Annotated in this window: 14 protein-coding genes; 3 read left to right on the top strand and 11 right to left on the bottom strand. The window is 60.5% G+C overall.

Annotated elements, in window-relative coordinates; all coding sequences use genetic code 11:
* The first annotated feature begins 11 nt into the window (after nucleotides 1-11).
* Nucleotides 12-1,844, top strand: a complete 1,833-nt coding sequence (locus BT116_RS06665) for an ABC transporter ATP-binding protein (RefSeq protein ID WP_072341405.1) — start codon at nucleotides 12-14, stop codon at nucleotides 1,842-1,844.
* Between the two features lie 423 nt (nucleotides 1,845-2,267).
* Nucleotides 2,268-2,957, top strand: a complete 690-nt coding sequence (gene aqpZ / locus BT116_RS06660) for an aquaporin Z (protein ID WP_072341403.1) — start codon at nucleotides 2,268-2,270, stop codon at nucleotides 2,955-2,957.
* Between the two features lie 17 nt (nucleotides 2,958-2,974).
* On the opposite strand, the gene BT116_RS06655 is transcribed toward aqpZ, so the two are convergent.
* The 8 genes from BT116_RS06655 to aceK all read right to left on the bottom strand — a co-directional run bounded on the left by BT116_RS06655 (nucleotide 2,975) and on the right by aceK (nucleotide 15,325).
* Complete coding sequence (locus tag BT116_RS06655; RefSeq protein WP_072341401.1) at nucleotides 2,975-4,099, bottom strand: GNAT family N-acetyltransferase; 1,125 nt, start codon at nucleotides 4,097-4,099, stop codon at nucleotides 2,975-2,977.
* A 143-nt stretch (nucleotides 4,100-4,242) separates the two neighbouring features.
* Nucleotides 4,243-5,307 carry an RHS repeat-associated core domain-containing protein gene (locus BT116_RS06650; RefSeq protein ID WP_072341398.1) on the bottom strand — a complete coding sequence of 355 codons (1,065 nt, stop codon included), beginning with the start codon at nucleotides 5,305-5,307 and terminating at the stop codon, nucleotides 4,243-4,245.
* Between the two features lie 194 nt (nucleotides 5,308-5,501).
* Entirely contained in the window at nucleotides 5,502-6,812 is a 1,311-nt protein-coding gene (locus tag BT116_RS06645) for an OprO/OprP family phosphate-selective porin (protein ID WP_072341395.1), read from the bottom strand.
* Nucleotides 6,813-7,034: 222 nt separating this feature from the next.
* Complete coding sequence (locus BT116_RS06640; protein ID WP_063322478.1) at nucleotides 7,035-7,271, bottom strand: anti-sigma factor family protein; 237 nt, start codon at nucleotides 7,269-7,271, stop codon at nucleotides 7,035-7,037.
* On the bottom strand, nucleotides 7,265-7,876 hold the full coding sequence (locus tag BT116_RS06635; RefSeq protein WP_072341392.1) for an RNA polymerase sigma factor: 612 nt from the start codon (nucleotides 7,874-7,876) through the stop codon (nucleotides 7,265-7,267). Before BT116_RS06635 ends, BT116_RS06640 begins: the two co-directional genes overlap by 7 nt.
* 189 nt (nucleotides 7,877-8,065) lie before the next feature.
* Nucleotides 8,066-9,187 carry a beta-ketoacyl-ACP synthase III gene (locus tag BT116_RS06630; protein WP_072341387.1) on the bottom strand — a complete coding sequence of 374 codons (1,122 nt, stop codon included), beginning with the start codon at nucleotides 9,185-9,187 and terminating at the stop codon, nucleotides 8,066-8,068.
* Between the two features lie 248 nt (nucleotides 9,188-9,435).
* Nucleotides 9,436-13,347, bottom strand: coding sequence for an ATP-dependent RNA helicase HrpA (hrpA, locus tag BT116_RS06625; protein ID WP_072341684.1), 3,912 nt, complete (start codon nucleotides 13,345-13,347; stop codon nucleotides 9,436-9,438).
* A gap of 256 nt (nucleotides 13,348-13,603) precedes the next feature.
* The gene (gene aceK, locus BT116_RS06620; protein ID WP_072341384.1) at nucleotides 13,604-15,325 is read right to left on the bottom strand and encodes a bifunctional isocitrate dehydrogenase kinase/phosphatase; all 1,722 of its coding nucleotides are present in this window, start codon (nucleotides 15,323-15,325) and stop codon (nucleotides 13,604-13,606) included.
* Nucleotides 15,326-15,455: 130 nt separating this feature from the next.
* On the opposite strand from aceK, the gene BT116_RS06615 reads away from it, so the two are divergent.
* A complete protein-coding gene (locus BT116_RS06615) occupies nucleotides 15,456-16,364 on the top strand; it encodes a DMT family transporter (protein WP_072341381.1) in 909 nt (302 codons plus the stop codon).
* Nucleotides 16,365-16,483: 119 nt separating this feature from the next.
* On the opposite strand, the gene BT116_RS06610 is transcribed toward BT116_RS06615, so the two are convergent.
* The 3 genes from BT116_RS06610 to cysK form a co-directional block, all read right to left on the bottom strand.
* Nucleotides 16,484-17,347 (bottom strand): DMT family transporter, encoded by an 864-nt coding sequence (locus BT116_RS06610; RefSeq protein WP_072341378.1) that lies wholly within the window; start codon nucleotides 17,345-17,347, stop codon nucleotides 16,484-16,486.
* Nucleotides 17,348-17,685: 338 nt separating this feature from the next.
* Nucleotides 17,686-18,624, bottom strand: a complete 939-nt coding sequence (locus BT116_RS06605; protein WP_072341375.1) for an aspartyl/asparaginyl beta-hydroxylase domain-containing protein — start codon at nucleotides 18,622-18,624, stop codon at nucleotides 17,686-17,688.
* A 367-nt stretch (nucleotides 18,625-18,991) separates the two neighbouring features.
* Nucleotides 18,992-19,966, bottom strand: a complete 975-nt coding sequence (gene cysK / locus BT116_RS06600; protein ID WP_072341372.1) for a cysteine synthase A — start codon at nucleotides 19,964-19,966, stop codon at nucleotides 18,992-18,994.
* Between the last annotated feature and the right edge of the window lies 1 nt (nucleotide 19,967).

Raw genomic sequence — 19,967 nt, 5'->3', positions numbered from 1 at the left:
GGCATTTACAGATGGTTTTTCGCCGTTTCGAAACACTGATCGATATCTTCCGCGACGCCCCGAGCTCGGCCCCGCCGAACCGCGTCCTGCCCTTCTACACCTATTACCTGAAACAGGTCTGGCCCAGCTTCGTCGTGCTGCTGGTGGTGGGCCTGATCGGCGCGCTGATCGAAGTGGCGCTGTTCAGCTACCTGAGCCGCATCATCGACCTGACCCAGGGCACGCCGAATGTGGACTTCTTCAAGGTCCATGGCCTGGAACTGGCCTGGATGGCGGTGGTGGCGTTGGTCTTTCGGCCCATCTTCGTGGCCCTGCATGACCTGCTGGTGCACCAGACCCTGAGCCCCGGCATGACCAGCCTGATCCGCTGGCAGAACCACAGCTACGTGCTCAAGCAGAGCCTGAATTTCTTCCAGAACGATTTCGCCGGGCGCATCGCCCAGCGCATCATGCAGACCGGCAACTCCCTGCGCGACTCGGCGGTACAAGCCGTGGACGCCCTGTGGCACGTGCTGATCTACGCCATCAGTTCCCTGGTGCTGTTCGCCGAAGCCGACTGGCGCCTGATGATCCCGCTGCTGATGTGGATCGCCGCCTACATTGGTGCCCTGTGTTACTTCGTGCCAAGGGTCAAGGAGCGCTCGGTGGTGTCGTCCGATGCCCGCTCCAAGCTCATGGGCCGGATCGTCGACGGCTACACCAACATCACCACCCTCAAGCTGTTCGCCCACACCAACTTCGAGCAGCAGTACGCCCGCGAAGCCATCCAGGAGCAGACCGAAAAAGCCCAGTTGGCCGGTCGCGTGGTGACCAGCATGGACGTGGTCATCACCGGCATGAACGGGCTGCTGATCGTCGGCACCACCGGGCTGGCGCTGTGGCTCTGGACTCAGTCGCTGATCAGCGTCGGCGCCATTGCCCTGGCGACCGGGCTGGTGATCCGCATCGTCAACATGTCCGGTTGGATCATGTGGGTGGTCAACGGCATCTTCGAGAACATCGGCATGGTCCAGGACGGCCTGCAGACCATCGCCCAGCCAGTCAGCGTCACCGACCGCGACCAGGCCAAGCCCCTGGCGGTCGCTCGCGGCGAGGTGCGTTTCGAGCACGTGGATTTCCACTATGGCAAGAAAAGCGGCGTGATCGGCGACCTCAACCTGATCATCAAGCCCGGGGAAAAAATCGGCCTGATCGGCCCGTCCGGCGCGGGTAAATCCACCTTGGTCAACCTGCTGCTGCGTCTTTATGACGTGCAAGGTGGGCGCATCCTCATCGACGGCCAGGACATCGCCGAGGTCGGCCAGGAAAGCTTGCGCGAGCGCATCGGCATGATCACCCAGGACACCTCGCTGCTGCACCGCTCGATTCGTGACAACCTGCTTTACGGCAAGCCAGACGCCACCGATGCGCAACTCTGGGAAGCCGTGCGCAAGGCCCGGGCCGATGAGTTCATTCCATTGTTGTCGGATGCCGAAGGCCGCACCGGTTTCGATGCCCATGTGGGCGAACGCGGCGTGAAGCTGTCCGGCGGCCAGCGCCAGCGCATCGCCATTGCCCGGGTGCTGCTCAAGGACGCGCCGATCCTGATCATGGACGAAGCGACGTCAGCACTGGACTCGGAAGTCGAAGCGGCGATCCAGGAAAGCCTCGAGACCCTGATGCAAGGCAAGACCGTGATCGCCATCGCCCACCGCCTCTCGACCATCGCCCGCATGGACCGCTTGGTCGTGCTGGAAAACGGCCGCATCGCCGAAACCGGCAGCCATGCCGAACTGCTGGCCCAGGGTGGGTTGTATGCGCGGTTGTGGCAGCACCAGACGGGTGGGTTCGTGGGGATCGACTGATCTCTACCAGACACCACTAAACCTGTGGCGAGGGGATTTATCCCCGCTGGGCTGCGCAGCAGCCCCGATAAGGCTGGGCGTCCGACCCATTGATTGCATTGGGGCTCAGATTTGGGGGCGCTTCGCGCCCCAGCGGGGATAAATCCCCTCGCCACAACAGGATCCGGCTTAAACAGTAGGGCCAGTGCAGCCCCAAGGCCTTTCTGAAAAAATCTGTCCAGGATCCATTCATCCCGAGCAGCCGCGACATACTCCCCGCCGACCACGGCAAAAACCGCCATCGTCCATGACGCTGGCGGTTTTTTTATGGCGCTGGATTTGTTGCCGCGCTCTGCTGTACTCAGCCCAGGTTCTGGAGATGAACCTGTCGTAATGCTGCAGGATGCATAACCGATTATCACGACTGTTTTTTCAAGGATGCTTATGTCTTTACTCAAACGTTCAACGACTGAGTTGTTGGGTACGTTCTGGCTGGTGCTGGGCGGCTGCGGCAGCGCGGTATTGGCTGCCTCCGGGATTGGCGTGCTGGGGGTTGCCCTGGCGTTCGGCCTGACGGTGTTGACCATGGCGTTCGCCATCGGTCATATCTCCGGCTGCCACCTGAACCCGGCTGTGTCGGTGGGTTTGTACGTGGGCGGGCGGTTTCCGGCCAGGGAATTGCCGGCCTACATCATCGCCCAGATCATCGGTGGTGTGCTGGCCGCGGCGCTGATCTACTTTATCGCCAGCGGCAAGGAAGGCTTTGACCTGACCACGTCCGGCCTGGCGTCGAACGGTTACGGCGAGCATTCACCCGGCGGGTATTCGTTGGCGGCCGGTTTTGTGACCGAGCTGGTCATGACGGCGATGTTCATCCTGATCATCCTCGGCGCCACCGATAAACGTGCCCCGGCCGGGCTGGCACCGATTGCCATCGGCCTGGCCCTGACGCTCATTCACCTGATCTCGATTCCAGTCACCAACACGTCCATCAACCCGGCTCGCAGTACCGGTCCGGCGTTGATCGTCGGCGGCTGGGCCATCGAGCAACTGTGGCTGTTCTGGGTAGCACCGCTGCTGGGTGCTGTCATCGGTGGTGTCACTTACCGCTGGCTGGGCAACGAAGACAACTGAGTCACACCCGCGAAAAATCAGCACTGCCGATAAGGCAGTGCTGTTTTCGCCTCTTCGGCATAGGCCAGCACCCCCTCTTGCTCGCGCACGAGAAAATCCGCCACGGCCGCTTTCAACCCCGGATGCCGCAAGTAATGCCACGAGCGGGTAATCACCGGTTCGAACCCGCGAATCAATTTGTGCTCGCCCTGGGCCCCGGCATCGAAACGCTGCAAGCCATGGGCAATCGCGTAATCCATACCTTGATAGAAACAGGTTTCGAAATGCAGGCGATCAAATTCCGCCAGGCAGCCCCAATAACGCCCGTAGAAACTGTCGCCGCCCACCAGGCTGAACGCCATCGCCACCGGCCGTGAACCTTGCTTGGCCAAGACCACGCGGATGGCCTCGGGCATGCGCTCGGCCAGCAGGCTGAAGAACGCCCGGGTCAGGTACGGCGCCTGCCGCCGCACCGCGTAGGTGTTAGCGTAACAGGCGTAGACAAAGTCCCACTGGACCTCGTCCAGTTGCTGGCCTTCGAGCCATTCGAACTCGATGCCCTGCCCCGCCACCTGTTCACGCTCCTTGCGCATCTGCTTGCGCTTGCGGGAACTGAGGGCATCGAGAAAATCCTGGAAGTCCCGATAACCACGATTTTGCCAGTGATACTGGCAGCCAATCCGCTGCAGCCAACCCTCCTGCCCGGCCAGCGCCTCGTCGGTGAAGGCATCGGTGAAGTTGATGTGGGCACTGGAAAGCCCTTCGATCTCAAGATAACCCGGCAGGCTGCCCAACAATTCCAGACCGTCCTCCACGCGGGCCGCCAACAATCGCGGACCGCTGACCGGACTGAACGGCACCGCCGTCAGCAACTTCGGGTAATACTCGATCCCGGCCCGGGCGCAGGCATCGGCCCAGGCGTGGTCGAATACGTATTCACCGTAGGAATGCCACTTGCGGTAACTGGGCAAGGCCGCCAGCAGACGACCGCCTTCGATGTGCAGCAAATGCTCAGGTTGCCAGCCAGATTGCGGGCCGAGGCTGGCGCTGTCTTCCAGGGTGCTGAGGAAGGCGTGGCGCAGGAATGGTTGGTTGGCGGGTACCAGGGCGTCCCATTCTTGCAGTGCAAAGCTGGATAAACTGTTTAAAACGTGGAGCGGCATGCGGTTCCCCGGAGTGCAGGCAGCGGAAGAGGCAGTATCGCCGATCTGGCAGTGGGGCACGAGAAGCAAGATAATTTTTTACCGCTTGGAGACAAACATCCAATAACTCCTTAACAGCCACAACAACGCCCTTATTATAACCACTACACTTTCCCACGAATATTCTTCATCTCTTCCTCTCCTATTTTCCTTTTACTGAAATACCGTTGCTGCTTCGACTCACTCACAAACGCAACTCCCTTTTTATAAGCTTTCGCAACCACCTTAAAATCTCTCAAACTTTCACTTGTAAAAGCCGGCCTATTTTTATTAGCAACCGCATACTCAAAATCCTTAACAGCACTTTCAAGTATTTTCGTCCTATTAACATAGCTAGCCAACGTGAGATCCGAACCCGGTCCTCCTAGCAATCTTCGGGTTATATAATCCGCCAGTTCAAAATTTGCAAGCTCCCGATAAAAACGAACTCTAGTTCCAAGCATTTTAATACGCCGAGAACTTATATCATGCACTTCTACCACACCACCCTCACCCATAACACCTCTTAAAAAAGAGGGCCGCACATCCGTTAAGGTAGCGAGATCAACGGCTGTAGTTGGCTTACTGGAAACCCCGAAAAAAACCGGTAATTTTCCAAAAAAAACATGACCTGTCGGGTCTACATTATTAATTGGATCCCCTTCGCAATACATGTAAGCATTCAAGCCGCCTTTACCAAAAGGGCTCAAGTTGTCCGGACTGTGAAACCTCATCAACTGAGGATTGAAGACACGGTAGCCCTTGCCCAGCAAATACCAGCCGGTCTGCCTTTCGCGCCGCTCGCCGTTGTAACCCAAATGACTATTCGCCGAGCTGCCTTCAACCCGATGGCCATAGGGTGAATACGCAATACTCGTGAGTCCCTGCCGAGTAACTTCACCCATCACGCTGTTCTTATCATCGCCCATCAGCAATATGGAACTGGCATCACCACCGGTTTGGCGCTCGGCGAGCACCACGCCCTCTGCACGCACGAAGGTTGTGCTGACAGTCCCGCTGACCTCGCTCGCCAGCTCATTGTTTCGGTAGAACCGATGCTCTTTGCCCTCGGACGTAGTGCGCCCGATCAAGCTATCGAGTGCGTCGTAATGAAAGCGGGTGGTCGGTTCATCGGGCGAGGCACCGAAGTTGGTAATGGGGTGATTGGACCCAAGATCTGAATCCGCCATGGTCGACTCTCCAGGTGAGCTATGGTGGCCTGAGGAAGTAAGCACGCTTTCCGGATACGGCGAAACTGTCAGGGTTGACAGGTGGCTACCCATACAGCGCTAACCCAAACGCGGCTCAAAAAAAACCCCGCCAGAGGCGGGGTTCAAAGGAGCGCTTTAACGGATGAAGTCAGAGCGGTATATCAAAGTGCGGTTTAGAACACGTACTGAGCACGCATCACAAAACCGTCGCCATCGTCGTCGCCATTGGCGTTGGTCACTTTGTCGGTCTTGGCCTTGATGTAGGCAGCGGAGATTTTCACCGCTTCGTTGGCGTACCAGTTCACGCCCAGGTTGTGCACCTTGGCTTCGGCATCGCCCACGTCGCGGGTCGCCGAGGCAGTGGTGATGTTGTCGTCTTCGACGGTCAGGCTGTCGAAGCGATAGAACACTTCCCAGGCGCCGATGGATTTGTTCTGAGGTTTGATCGCGTCAAACTTGCCGACTTTATAACCACGGGACTCGCCAGTGAGGGTGTACGCGCCCTGTACGTAGAAGCCATGGCCTTTGATGTCTTCGAAGCCATCGGCATCAGCCTTGGTCTTGCGAGTGATGTATTCGCCCTGGATCGACGCAGGCCCCATGGCGAAAGCGGCTTCCAGGCCGAACGCGGTGTCGCGGTCGTACGAACCGGCTGGCGAGTTGTTCGCGCCGCCCAGTACCGGACGGTTGCCGTTAGGGCCGGCGTCGTTGCCACCCAGGGTTTCAACGCCACGCATGCCCAGGCGGGAGCGATAACGCGCATCGAAGACGGTGTCGGAGACGTCGCGCGAAGCCACGTTCACACCGAAGTGCAACACGTTGCCGGCATCGTGCATTGGTGCGAATACGAAGCGACCGTTGACTTGCTTGACGCTGTCGCCGTCGGTGTCGTCGGTGTCCTTGCTGAATACACCGGCCGAGGCGTAGAACGAATCGGCGAAGGTGCTGGAGGCTTGCAGGCCCAGGCCGTTCTGATGGCTGTTCGTCCAGTCGATCAGGTCGTAAGCGGCGTTACGCTCAGGTGCCGTGACCCACTTGGAGCTGGTGGCTTTTTCCAGGCCGAAGTCGGGGTCAAAACGACCAACCTTGATCGAAACCGGCTTGAAGCCGTTGTAGGCCAGGGACGCTTCGTCGAAGTAGCCGTTGTCGGAGTCGCCACTGTTGTGGGACATGTCGTAGTTGATGGTGTAGGCCCAATCCGTGTACAGCACGCCGGACAGTTCCAGGAAGGCGCGACGGATGTAAGCGGCATCGGCCGATTTGCCGTTGTCGGTGTAGATACCGTCGAACTGGCTGTAGTCAGCCTGCAAACGACCACCGAGCTTGAAGCTGAACTCTTTGTCAGTGGTAGCGACCTCAAGGCCGCCCTTGGTTTTGACCACGATATCGGCGCCGTCGGTGGTAACGGTGCCGGCGAAAGCCTGGGCGGTTACTGCCATTGCCAGTGCGCTGGCGGCAACACCTGCGAAGTGCTTGCGGATCATCGAAGAATTCCCCTGTTGGTAGTCTATGCGTTAGAAAACACGCGGAACTGGGCCCGCTGGTGTTGGGAGGGGATCTTGGCGACGGGTTGTGTCAGGCGAGTTGCTATCACATAAAGATTTTATGACAGCGGAACTTTTTACTTCGAAAGGGAATAACTGAGAAGCAGCTGCAAGGGGTGAGCTGCAAGCGGCAAGTTAGAGCAGTCGCAGGTGCATACGGAACTAGGGGTGGTGACGTTTACGTTCAGCCGCGAGTTTTTCGGCGAGGTGATCCAGGTCGGGAATGGGGGCTTCAGGAAGCTTTTTGAGAGTCGCCTGCATCAGGCGCATCTGGCGGATAAAACGCCGGCAGTTGGGGCAGAACATCAGGTGATGACGCACCATCAGGCGTTCACGAAAACTTAACTGGCCGTCGAGATAATCGCTGGAGCGCGCCACTTGTTCCTTGCAGGTCAGCATTCGCCGGTTTCCTCGAAATGTTCAACGGTCGCGAAGACTTTCAGCCGGGCGCGATGCAACAGCACTCGCACATTGGAGAGCGAAATATCCAGAAGATTACAGATTTCTTCCAGCTCCAGTCCCTGGCGTTCCCGCAGGTTCAGCACGCTGCCTTGCAGTTCCGACAGGCTGAGCAATGTGTGCTCCAGGCAATCGCGTAATTCCGCCATCGTGAGCAGCGCCTCAGGCGTGTCCTGGTGCCAGGCGAACGGCGCCAACAGCCAATGACCGTCGGCGGCGAAACGATCATCGCCGAGGGTGCCATGGGGTGACGGCAGATCGTCGAGCAACACCTCCCGACGGTTCTGTTTGTAGCGCCCTTTGGCAGCGTTGGCGGTGATGGTCAGCAGCCAGGTCTTGAGGCTGGAACGTCCCTGGAAACCACTGAGATTACGCACCACCGACAGCCACGCGTCCTGCACCACCTCATCGACATGGCGGCTGCCGACGATGGCATAGGCCACGGCGCGCATCGGGCTCTGGTAGGCGCTGACCAGCTCCTTATAGGCCTGCTGCTCACCGGCCAGGAGGCGTTGGAGCAGAAGGGTGTCATCGGTGACCGTCATTCAACGCCCCATTGCCTGGAAGGACTGATGATTTTTCTGTGGCGAGGGGATTTATCCCCGCTGGGTTGCGAAGCGACCCTGATATCTGCCATTGCGGTGCATCAGGATGTACTCCTTGCCTGCCTTGGGGCTGCTACGCAGCCCAGCGGGGATAAATCCCCTCGCCACAATACATCCCATTGCCAGTCATCAATGCTTACGCAAAATCACGCTGCCAATCGAATACCCGGCGCCAAACGAACTGAGCACGGCGACCGAACCGCTGGGCAAATCATCCTGGTATTTGTGGAATGCAATCACCGAGCCCGCCGAACTGGTGTTGGCGTAGCGGTCGAGGATCACTGGCGCTTCCTCTTCGGTGGCTTCGCGCCCCAGCAGTTTGCGCACGATCAGGTGGTTCATGCTCAGGTTGGCCTGGTGCAGCCAGAAGCGCTTCACCTCGCCGACGTTCAGCTGGTTTTCTTCCAGGTGGGCACCGATCAGCTCGGCCACCATCGGGCAGACGTCGCGGAACACCTTGCGGCCTTCCTGGACAAACAGCTTGTCACGGCTACCGATGCCTTCTTCGGCGGCGCGGTTGAGGAAGCCGAAGTTGTTGCGAATGTTGTTGGAGAACTTGGTCAACAGCTTGGTGCTGACCACGTCGAACTGGTACGGCGAGGTCGCCAGGTCCGCCCGCTCGATGATCACGGCGGTGGCCGCGTCGCCGAAGATGAAGTGGCTGTCGCGATCACGGAAGTTCAGGTGGCCGGTGCACACTTCCGGGTTGACCATCAGGATTGCCCGGGCCTGGCCCAGTTGCACGCTGTTGGCTGCTGCCTGGATGCCGAAAGTGGCTGAGGAACAAGCCACGTTCATGTCGAAACCGAAACCGTCGATGCCCAGGGCTTCCTGGACTTCGATGGCGATGGCCGGGTAGGCACGCTGCAGGTTGGAACAGGCGACGATGACCCCGTCGATGTCGGCGGCCGTGCGGCCGGCGCGCTCCAGGGCCTGTTTCGCAGCGCCGATGGCCATCTCGCAAAGCACCGACCACTCGTCGTTGGAGCGCTCGGGCAACCGTGGGGTCATGCGTTGCGGATCAAGAATGCCCTCCTTGTCCATGACAAAGCGGCTCTTGATGCCGGAGGCCTTTTCGATGAACGCGGCGTTGGATTCGGTCAACGCCTCGACTTCACCGCGCGCGATGGCATCGGCGTTGTCGGCGTTGAATTGCGCGACATAGGTATTGAAAGATTGCACCAGCTCTTCATTGGAGATGCTATTGGCCGGGGTGTACAGGCCGGTGCCGCTGATGACGACGTTATGCATGGTCGTGTCTCTGATCTGTTCAGGCAGAAAGCATTGGCACCGACGTACCAATACACAAAGGGACTTTTCCCATCCGGGGAAGCAGCCCTGGCATCGCTTTATTCCGATCCGCCCGAGGCATTGAAGCTCAAAACCACGGGACCGGCATTTATAGCCGCGAAGTTTGCCATAAACGCTGGCGTTTGGCCCATTCTCCCTCACTTACTACATAAAACCTGTGGGTTATGGGCCTGCCCGTGATTCTGCGATCAGCCCTCCACCAGGCTCCACTGCTTGCCCAGGCGCTTGTCCGAGATCGGCACCTTGGTCCCCAGTTGCTGGGCGAACAGCGACACCCGGTATTCCTCCAGCCACCAGCGGTACAGTTCCAGTTGCGGATCGCGCTTGCCTTCTTGGGCGTGTTTGCTGGCGCGGGCCTGGTATTGGGCCCAGAGGTTCGACAGCTCGCCGCTCCAGACCCGGTCTTTCTGCACCTGGCTACCGAGCTTCTCGAAGCGTTGCTCGATGGCCTTGAGGTAGCGCGGCAGTTCCTTGAGCCACTGATGTGGGGTTTCGCGCACGAACCCCGGATACACCAGGTGGCTGAGTTGCTGCTTGATATCGTTCAGCGCCACGGCCTGGGCCAGGTCGATCTTGCCCTTGAAGCGTTTTTGCAGGCCATGCCAGAGCTTGAGGATGTCCAGGGTCAGTTTCGCCAGGCGTTCGGCATGCTCGGTCCAGCCGCCGCGCTTGCGCTCGGCCAGGGAGGCCAGTGCGGCACCGTCGCGGGGCAGGCTCGCTTCGCCTTCAAGCACACAACTGTCGAGGCTGGCCAGCAGGATGTCTTCCACCAGGCTGTCGATGCGCCCGAGTTCGCGGTAGAGCAGGCCCAGCTCCGTCAGCCCGGGCAGTTTGCCCCGGAGGAATTTCGCCGACTCCGCCAATTGCTGCATCAACAACCGCTGCAGGGCGCGGCGATGCTGGAACTCGGCTTCGGCCGGAGTCGGGAAACGGCCTTCCTTGACCACGCCGCCCTCTTCCACCAGCGCCGGATAGACCGTCATCGACAGCCCGGCGATCTTCTGCTGGGTTTTCTCGGCCACCGGCGCGAAGACCTTCGCCTCCACCGGCGCCTGGCTTTTCGCCGTTTGCGGTACGGCCAAGGCGGCCTGGCTGGCCTCGGCAAAGCGCGCCGTCAGCTCGGCCAAGTCCCGACCCTCACCGAGGAACTTGCCCTGGCCGTCGACGATTTCCAGGTTCATGCGCAGATGGCTTTCCACCTGCTGCGCGGCTTCCGCCCACGCTTCGTCGCTGACCCTTGCGCCGGTCATGCGCAGCAGCTCGCGGCCCAGGGCTTGCGGCAACGAACCTTCGGCGAAGGTGATGCGTTGCAGCGCCGCCTTGACGAAGTCGGGCACCGGCACGAAGTTCTTGCGCAGGGCCTTGGGCAGGTTGCGCACCAGGGCGATGCACTTGGCTTCGATCACCCCTGGCACCAGCCACTCCAGGCGCTCCGGCGGTAGCATCGGCAGCAGTGGCGCCGGTACTCGCAACGTCACGCCGTCGCGCGGGTGGTTGGGCTCGAAGTGATAGCTCAGCGGCAAGGTCAGGTCGCCGACGCGCAAGGTGTCGGGGTAATGCGCGGCGGTGACTTCGCTGGCTTCGCGGGCCAACACGTCTTCTTCGCGCATGATCAGCAGTTGCGGGTCTTTCTGGCTGTTGATCCGGTACCAGCTGTCGAACGTCGCGGTCTGGTGGATCTCGGCCGGCAAGCGTGCGTCGTAGAAGGCAAACAGGGTTTCCTCGTCCGCCAGGATGTCGCGGCGGCGGGCCTTGGCTTCCAGTTCGTCGAGCTGTTCCAGCAAGCGGGTATTGGCACTCAGGCACTTGGCCTTGGACTGGATCTCGCCGCGCACCAACGCCTCGCGGATGAACAACTCCCGTGATACCACCGGGTCCACCGGCCCGTAATGCACAGGCCGTCGACCAACGACAATGAGCCCGAACAGGGTGATTTGCTCATAGGCCACCACCTGTCCGCGCTTCTTCTCCCAATGGGGTTCGAAGTGGTTTTTCTTGATCAGGTGCCCGGCCAGCGGCTCGATCCAGTCCGGTTCGATCTTGGCAACCATGCGCGCATACAGCTTGGTGGTTTCCACCAGTTCGGCGGTCATCAGCCATTGCGGACGCTTCTTGCCCAGGCCCGAAGACGGGTGGACCCAGAACCGCCGCTGGCGAGCGCCGAGGTAATCGCCCTCTTCGGTTTTCTGGCCGATCTGGCTCAACAGGCCCGAAAGCACCGCTTTGTGCAGTTTCGGGTAATCGGCCGGTTCTTTATTGAGGCTCAGTTGCATGTCGCGGCAGATCAGGCTCAACTGGCGATGGGAATCGCGCCACTCGCGCAGGCGCAGGTAATTGAGGAAGTTCTTGCGGCACCAATTGCGCAGCGGGCTGGCGGTCAGGGCCTGGCGCTGCTCTTCGAAACCGCGCCACAGGTTGACCAGCCCGGCGAAGTCCGAATCCGCGTCCTTCCACTGGGAGTGGGCCTGGTCCGCCGCCTGTTGGCGCTCCGGCGGACGCTCGCGCGGGTCCTGGATCGACATGGCACTGGCGACGATCAACACTTCCTGCAAACTGCCCAGCTTCGCCGCTTCCAACAGCATGCGGCCCATGCGCGGGTCCACCGGCAAGCGCGCCAACTGGCGACCGAGCGGGGTCAATTGGCTGTTGCGGTCCACCGCCGACAATTCCTGCAGCAGGTTGAAACCGTCACTGATGGCCTTGCCATCCGGCGGCTCGATGAATGGGAAATCAGTGATCTCGCCGAGACGCAGGTGCAGCATCTGTAGGATCACCGCCGCCAGGTTGGTGCGCAGGATTTCCGGGTCCGTGAACTCCGGCCGTCCAAGAAAATCTTCTTCGCTGTACAGCCTCACGCAGATCCCCGGCTCGACCCGCCCACAGCGCCCCTTGCGCTGGTTGGCACTGGCCTGGGAAATGGCTTCGATGGGCAGGCGCTGGACCTTGGCCCGATAGCTGTAGCGGCTGATGCGCGCGGTTCCGCTGTCGATCACGTAGCGGATGCCCGGCACGGTCAGCGAGGTCTCGGCGACGTTGGTCGCCAGCACCACGCGACGGCCCGGGTGGGACTGGAAGATCCGCTGCTGCTCAGCCGGTGACAGTCGCGCATACAGCGGCAGGATCTCGGTGTGCTTGAGCTGGGCCTTGCGCAGCATCTCCGCGGCGTCGCGAATCTCCCGCTCGCCCGGCAGGAACACCAGCACGTCCCCAGGGCTGCGGCGCTCGCTGCGCTCGTAGGCGGCGATTTCATCAAGGGTGGCGAGGATCGCCTGGTCGACAGTCAAGTCATCCTCGACCCGGTTGCCCTCTTCGTCCTGCTCCAGGGTCAGCGGGCGATACCAGGTTTCCACCGGGAAGGTGCGGCCCGAGACTTCCACGATCGGCGCATCATCGAAATGCTTGGAGAAGCGCTCCAGGTCAATGGTCGCCGAGGTAATGATGACTTTCAGGTCCGGGCGGCGTGGCAGCAGGGTCTTGAGGTAGCCGAGCAGGAAATCGATGTTCAGGCTGCGCTCGTGGGCTTCGTCGACGATGATCGTGTCGTAGCGCTCGAGGTAGCGATCGTTCTGGGTCTCGGCCAGCAGGATGCCGTCGGTCATCAGCTTGATCAGGGTGTTGGCGTCGCTCTGGTCCTCGAAGCGCACCTGATAACCCACCAGCGCCCCCAACGGCGTAGCCAGTTCTTCGGCGACACGGCTTGCGACGCTGCGGGCGGCGATCCGGCGCGGTTGGGTGTGGCCGATCAAACCGTGCTGGCCGCGACCGATTTCCAGGCAGATCTTGGGCAACTGCGTGGTTTTCCCCGAACCGGTTTCGCCGGCAATGATCAGCACCTGGTGCTTGAGCAGCGCGTCCTTGATTTCGTCACGCTTGGCGGCAATCGGCAAATTATCATCGTAGCGGATCACCGGCAGACTCGCCTTGCGCGCCAGCACCTGATCGCACGACGCCTGCATGCGCGCCACCCACTGGGCCAGCTTGGCCTCGTCGGGTTTCTTGCGCAACTCGAGCAACTGGCGCCGCAACCGGTGACGGTCGGCGAGCATGGCGTGGTCGAGGTTTTTCAGCAGCTTGTCGATAGCGGGGGCTTGGTCAGTCATCAGGTACGCAAGGGTCGTCGGTTTATGCAGGGGCGGATTGTCGCAGATTTTTCGCATGGGACTACGAATACCACCACTTTTGTGGCGAGGGGATTTATCCCCGTTTGGGCGCGCCGCGGCCACAAAGATAGCTAGGCCGTATCAGATGAATTTCATTGCCCTGCAGTGGGCTGCTTCGCAGCCCAGCGGGGATAAATCCCCTCGCCACAGGTAACCATGTCCCCGGTCCAAACAGGGTCTTGGTTTACCTGCCGGGTTATTCGCTGTCCAGGTCCTTGCGCCGATACGGGAACACGTCGATCACCTTCCCCGCCCGGATTGCCTCTTGCAGGCCTTTCCAATAGTCGGCGTTGTACAACTCGCCGTGCAACTGGTCGAACAGCTTGCGCTGCCCCGCGTCGGCGAACAGGAAGGGTGGGAACTCCTCGGGAAACACGTCCAGCGGCCCGATGGAATACCAGGGCTCGGAGGCCATTTCGTCTTCCGGTGTACGGGGCTGGGGAATGTGGCGGAAGTTGGCTTCGGTCAGGAAGCAGATTTCATCGTAGTCGTAGAACACCACGCGGCCGTGGCGGGTCACGCCGAAGTTCTTGAGCAGCATGTCGCCGGGAAAGATATTGGCCGCCGCCAGTTGCTTGATGGCCAGGCCATAGTCTTCCAGTGCCTCGCGCACCTGGTCCTGGTTGGCGTTTTCCAAATACAGGTTCAGCGGTGTCATGCGGCGCTCGGTCCAGCAGTGACGAATCAGCACCGTGTCGCCTTCCACCGATACCGTGGACGGCGCCACCTCCAACAGTTCCTCCAGGCACGCCGGCTCGAACTTGCCCAGGGGAAAACGGAAATCGGCGAACTCTTGGGTATCGGCCATGCGCCCGACCCGGTCGACGCTCTTCACCAAGCGGTACTTCTCGATCACCGTGGCCCGGTCAACGTTTTTCGACGGCGAGAAGCGGTCCTTGATGATCTTGAATACGGTGTTGAAGCCCGGCAGGGTGAACACGCTCATGACCATGCCACGCACACCCGGGGCCATGATGAACTGGTCGTCGGTGTTCGCCAGATGGTTGATCAACGCTCGGTAGAACTCGGACTTGCCGTGCTTGTAGAAACCGATGGAGGTGTACAACTCGGCGATGTGCTTGCCCGGCAGGATGCGCTTGAGAAAGCCGATGAATTCCGCCGGCACCGGCACGTCCACCATGAAGTACGAGCGGGTGAACGAGAAGATGATCGACACCTGCGCCTCGTCGGTAATCAACGCATCGATCTGGATACCCCGGCCCTCGCGGTGCAGTAGCGGGATCACCAGCGGCCATTGGTCATCGCGGGTGAAGATCCGACCCACCAGGTAGGCACCCTTGTTGCGGTAAAGCACCGAGGAAAACAACTCCACCGTCAGCTCCGGGTCCTTGCAGACCCAGTCCGGCAGGTTCTCGCGCAACTGCGCTTCGAGGCGCTGCAGGTCGCCTGTTAGATCGGCGTAGTCCTCGCTGAAACGGTAATCGGCGAACACGCTCGCCAGCATCCGGTCCAACTGCCCCTGGGGTTTGTAGGTGCGGGTCTGGGCGGCACGGGCGCGGCGCAGGCTGGGCCGGGTGGTGTGGATGAACATGGTGCCATCACTGATCAGGTCGTGGCTGAACAGCCCGCAAAAGATCGAGTTGTACCAGGTTTCCGACAGCTCATCGTCGAAGCGCAGGTCGATCAGGCTGATGTAGGCGCTCTTGACCAGCGGCCAGCAGCTCACGTCCATCAGGGTTTCGTCATCGAAGGCCTTGTGCAGCTTGGCAACGGTTTCGAAGACTTTTTCTTCATACAAGTTGATGCGCGCCGCCGAAGCCGCTTGCGCCTCCAGCCACAGCGCCTGCTCGAACCGGGCGCGGGCGCCGTCGGTGATCTGCCGGAAATGCTCACGATAATCGTCGAAGCCGTCGAGGATCGAACGGGCGATTTCGATGGCGGGCCATGGCTGCGGCATAGGGTAAACCTCGGCGGGTCATGCTTGTTATTGGCGACTGAGCTTAGAGGCCAATCACGCGGCAACGCAACCATTGCCATCGCTATTCAGGGCGGCGACACTTGCCGCCCAATCAAGGAAGGAATGACTCGTGAACCTCGTCGATATCCTGCGTTTACTGTCACTGGCCGCTATCTGGGGCGCCAGTTTCCTGTTCATGCGCATTATCGCCCCTGTCATTGGCACAATCCCCACTGCCTTTTTTCGCGTGTCCATCGCCTTCGTCGGGCTGCTGGTGATCCTGGCCCTGATGCGCATCGACTGGAATTTTCGCGGCAAGCTCAAAGTCGTGATGGGGCTGGGCCTGATCAACTCGGGCATTCCGGCCACCTTCTATTCGTTGGCCGCCCAGGTGCTGCCGGCCGGTTATTCGGCGATCTTCAACGCCACCACGCCGTTGATGGGGGTGCTGATCGGCGGCTTGTTCTTCAGCGAAAAACTCACCCCAGCCAAGGTCAGCGGTGTCTGCCTGGGGTTGTTCGGCGTCGGCATCCTGACCCGCGCCGGCCCGGTGGCGTTCGACCTGCAATTGCTGATGGGCGCCCTCGCCTGCCTGCTGGCCACGACCTGCTATGGCTTTGCCGGTTTCCTCACCCGTCGCTGGCTCGATCAGCAAGGTGGCTTGGACAGCCGTCTCTCGGCCCTGGGCAGCATGTTCGGCGCCACGGTGTTCTTGCTGCCGCTGTTTGGCTACAGCGTCATCAGCCAACCACCGGCCAGCTGGGGTGGCTGGAGCGTCTGGTTGTCACTGTTGGGGCTGGGCCTGGTGTGTACCGCGCTGGCGTACATCCTTTATTTCCGCCTGCTCAGTTCCATCGGCCCGGTCAAATCCATGACCGTGACCTTCCTGATCCCGCCGTTCGGCGTGTTGTGGGGGGCGTTGCTGCTGGATGAGCCGTTGGGGATGGCGCATTTGTATGGCGGGGTGTTGATTGCGGCGGCGTTGTGGTTGGTGCTCAAGCCTGGGGTGGTGAAACCGGCTGAGGTGTCTGCCCGGTAGTTCATCGGCGCGGCCAAAAACGCCATCGCGAGCAAGCTCGCTCCCACAAGGCCTGTACATAACCTGTGGGAGCGGGCTTGCCCGCGAAAGCAATGGTGCAGTCACTAAATATCTAAGGGCTAACGGCTTTTACGAAACACAAACACCAACCCCACGATGATCAGCACCATCCCCAACAAGCTCAACAACGCCAGCCGGTTGCCAAACACCAGGTAGTCCATGATCGCCGTCACCGCCGGCACCAGGTAGAACAGGCTGGTGACATTCACCAGATTGCCCCGGGCGATCAGTCGGTACAGCAGCAACGTCGCCAGCACCGACACCACCAGCCCCATCCACAACACTGGTAAGAAGAACCCTGTGCTGTACTCGAAGTGAAACGGCTGAAACGGCACGAACACCGCGCACAGTACGAGCCCGGCGAGGTACTGCACCGGCAGCGTGCCCAGTGGGTTGTCGGTGATGCGCTTCTGCATGATGGAACCGGCCGTCATGCTCACCAGCGCCAGCAAACCGCAAAGCATCCCGGCCAGGGACATGCCGGCCAGGCCGATGCCCTGGTACACCACCATGACCAACCCGACCAACCCCAGCGCCAGGCCGAACAGCCGCGACCAGGAACGCTGGCGCTCCATGAGCACCACGGTCAGGATCGGTTGCACACCCATGAGCGTCGCCATCACCCCGGGGGTGACGTTCATTTGCAGCGCCAGCAGATAAAAAATCTGATAGGCGCCCAGCAGCACGAGCCCGGTGGTCGCCGCGTATAGCATCGGCTTGCCGGTCTTGGGCAGCTTGAACTTGAGCAACGGAATCAACAGCACCAGCGCCGACAGGGCGATGGCAAAACGGATCAGCAAAAAGGCGAAGGGGGAAGCATGGGCCAGGCCCAGCTTGGAAAAGATCGCCCCACTGCTCCACAGCAAAACGAACAGGCTCGTGGAAGCCGCTGCCAACAAGGCGTTTTTGGAAAGGGAAAACATGAATACCACCTGTAGTCAGGCAAAAAGCCAACTCAGCCGAAGCTGAAATCCAGTAGTTTTTTCAGGCGGGCACAGGGGATGGCAACCGTTGCCGATCAGCCCTGAACGCCAACACCCGGCGGTGATACGACGGCGTACACCGGTGGGCTACTGACAGGTGGAGGGTATTGACCGATCTGCGCAGGCTGCTGACTCCCACACGGCACGACGCCAGCGTTGAACGCTGGAACCACGACCGCGATGACAGGGGATGCAGGCATGAGCCGATCTCTTGAAGGGTGGGTTCGAAAACCCGAAGAGCGCTGACTATAACCAGCGCTCGATGGACTGCGCAATGTTTAAACGAACAACCAGTAGCCAAGCGCCGTCAGCACCACCACTGCCAACACGGGCCGCATCACCCGGTAGGCCTTGGGATGCTTGCGCTTGAATTGCTTGACCCGGCCACTGATGCCGTCGCTGAACGATTTGCTCCAGGCATAGGCCCGGTTGATGCCGCCGACGTGTTCATCCTCCAGGTTCTGCGGCGCGGTGGCGCGGCCGAGAAACGCGCTGATGCTGCGGTTGAGGCGGGTCATCAGCCGGCTTTTCAGGGGCCGCTCGACATCGCAGAACAGGATTACGCGGGTCTGTGGGGTTTCGTTCTTGACCCAGTGCACATAGGTTTCATCGAACATGACGTCTTCGCCGTCGCGCCAGGCGTAGATCTGACCGTCGACGAAAATCCGGCAGTCGTCGGAATTGGGGGTGGACAAGCCCAGGTGATAACGCAACGAACCGGCGAAAGGGTCTCGGTGGGGATTGAGATGGCTGTCACCCGGCAGCAGGGCAAACATCGCGCCCCGGACATTGGGAATCTGGCTGACCAGCGCGACCGTCCTGGGGCACAACAGCTCAGCCGACGGCAGCGGCTTGTCGTACCACTTGAGGTAAAAACGCTTCCAGCCCTTTTTGAAGAACGAGCCGAAACCCGCGTCGTTGTTCTTCTCGGCAGCGCGAATGTAGCCCTCGTCGAACAGGTGCATGGCCTCGTCGCGGATGACTTGCCAATTGTCCTTGAGCACATCCAGTTCGGGGAACTTGCTGCGGTCCAGGTAAGGTCTCGAGGGCACGCCGGAGAACAGGTACATCAAGGTGTTATAAGGGGCGAACAGCGCCGAGTGGTTGACGAACTGGCGCAATACCGGCAAACGCGCCTTACCACGCAGGTGCACGTACAGCGTGCTGCCCAGGAACAGCAGCAACACCGAGGCCTTGGCGACAAACGAAACGGTCATTTATAACTCCTTGTCCAAAACAACTACGCAACGCCATCAGCCCGACGCAGCGGCCGGCCATGTTATAGATCGCTGCCGGACTCGAAAACTGCCCGGCGCAACATTCACTGTTGAGGATTACGCAACAATGCCCTTCTTAACATGCGTGGCCTGAACCCTGGCTGACGCTGATCAACTTCCTGTTCCCCCTGTGGCGAGGGGATTTATCCCCGTTGGACTGCGCAGCAGTCCCCAACAACTCGCCCGGCTCGATGGGCTGGGCCGTCAGGCCTCAGGGTCGCTTCGCAACCCAACGGGGATAAATCCCCTCGCCACAACAAGGCCCCTCTACCATCAAGGTCTCTCCAACCTCGCAGTCCACTCACCGTTACTGCTGAATCTCCTGCTCGGTAAACAAATCACTGAACAACATGCTCGACAAGTACCGCTCGCCCGAATCCGGCAGGATCACGACGATAGTCTTGCCCTGCATCTCCGGTTTTTCCGCCAGGCGCACGGCCACGGCCATCGCCGCGCCACAAGAGATCCCGCAGAGGATGCCCTCCTCCTGCATCAAGCGCAGGGCCATGGCCTTGGACTCGTCGTCAGATACCCGCTCGACCAGGTCAACGATCGACAGGTCAAGGTTCTTCGGCACGAACCCGGCGCCGATCCCCTGGATCTTGTGGGGGCTGGGCTTGATCTCCTGGCCCGCCATCGCCTGGGTAATCACCGGCGAAACCTCGGGCTCGACCGCCACCGACAAAATCGGTTTGCCGCAGGTGTTCTTGATGTACCGCGAAACGCCGGTGATGGTCCCGCCGGTGCCCACACCCGCCACCAGCACGTCCACAGCGCCGTCGGTGTCGTTCCAGATTTCCGGGCCGGTGGTTTTTTCGTGAATCGCCGGGTTCGCCGGATTATCGAACTGCTGCGGCATGAAGTACTTGGCTGGATCGCCGGCCATGATCTCGGCGGCTTTGTCGATGGCCCCTTTCATGCCCTTCGCCGGTTCTGTGAGCACCAGTTCCGCGCCGAGGGCCTTGAGCACCTTGCGGCGCTCGATACTCATGGAGGCCGGCATGGTCAGCATCAGCTTGTAGCCACGAGCGGCGGCGACGAACGCCAGGCCGATCCCGGTGTTGCCCGAAGTCGGTTCGACGATGGTCATGCCCGGCTTGAGTCTGCCCGAGCTTTCAGCGTCCCAGATCATGTTCGCGCCGATCCGACACTTGACCGAATACCCTGGGTTACGCCCCTCGATCTTGGCCAGGATAGTCACACCGCGCGGCGCAATGCGGTTGATCTGCACCAGTGGCGTATTGCCGATGGAATGGGCGTTGTCAGCGAATATACGGCTCATG

This window comes from Pseudomonas sp. NFACC16-2 (assembly GCF_900119205.1).
Taxonomy (GTDB): domain Bacteria; phylum Pseudomonadota; class Gammaproteobacteria; order Pseudomonadales; family Pseudomonadaceae; genus Aquipseudomonas; species Aquipseudomonas fluorescens_Q.
This window is presented reverse-complemented; position numbering and strand designations above follow the sequence as displayed.

What these genes read in the sequence shown, in the direction of transcription:
- hrpA (WP_072341684.1), bottom strand. Translation starts at nt 13,347, where the DNA reads ATGACTGACCAAGCCCCCGCTATCGACAAGCTGCTGAAAAACCTCGAC.
- aceK (WP_072341384.1), bottom strand. Translation starts at nt 15,325, where the DNA reads ATGCCGCAGCCATGGCCCGCCATCGAAATCGCCCGTTCGATCCTCGAC.
- BT116_RS06630 (WP_072341387.1), bottom strand. Translation starts at nt 9,187, where the DNA reads ATGCATAACGTCGTCATCAGCGGCACCGGCCTGTACACCCCGGCCAAT.
- BT116_RS06655 (WP_072341401.1), bottom strand. Translation starts at nt 4,099, where the DNA reads ATGCCGCTCCACGTTTTAAACAGTTTATCCAGCTTTGCACTGCAAGAA.
- BT116_RS06635 (WP_072341392.1), bottom strand. Translation starts at nt 7,876, where the DNA reads ATGACGGTCACCGATGACACCCTTCTGCTCCAACGCCTCCTGGCCGGT.
- BT116_RS06645 (WP_072341395.1), bottom strand. Translation starts at nt 6,812, where the DNA reads ATGATCCGCAAGCACTTCGCAGGTGTTGCCGCCAGCGCACTGGCAATG.
- cysK (WP_072341372.1), bottom strand. Translation starts at nt 19,966, where the DNA reads ATGAGCCGTATATTCGCTGACAACGCCCATTCCATCGGCAATACGCCA.
- aqpZ (WP_072341403.1), top strand. Translation starts at nt 2,268, where the DNA reads ATGTCTTTACTCAAACGTTCAACGACTGAGTTGTTGGGTACGTTCTGG.
- BT116_RS06665 (WP_072341405.1), top strand. Translation starts at nt 12, where the DNA reads ATGGTTTTTCGCCGTTTCGAAACACTGATCGATATCTTCCGCGACGCC.
- BT116_RS06650 (WP_072341398.1), bottom strand. Translation starts at nt 5,307, where the DNA reads ATGGCGGATTCAGATCTTGGGTCCAATCACCCCATTACCAACTTCGGT.
- BT116_RS06640 (WP_063322478.1), bottom strand. Translation starts at nt 7,271, where the DNA reads ATGCTGACCTGCAAGGAACAAGTGGCGCGCTCCAGCGATTATCTCGAC.
- BT116_RS06610 (WP_072341378.1), bottom strand. Translation starts at nt 17,347, where the DNA reads ATGTTTTCCCTTTCCAAAAACGCCTTGTTGGCAGCGGCTTCCACGAGC.
- BT116_RS06605 (WP_072341375.1), bottom strand. Translation starts at nt 18,624, where the DNA reads ATGACCGTTTCGTTTGTCGCCAAGGCCTCGGTGTTGCTGCTGTTCCTG.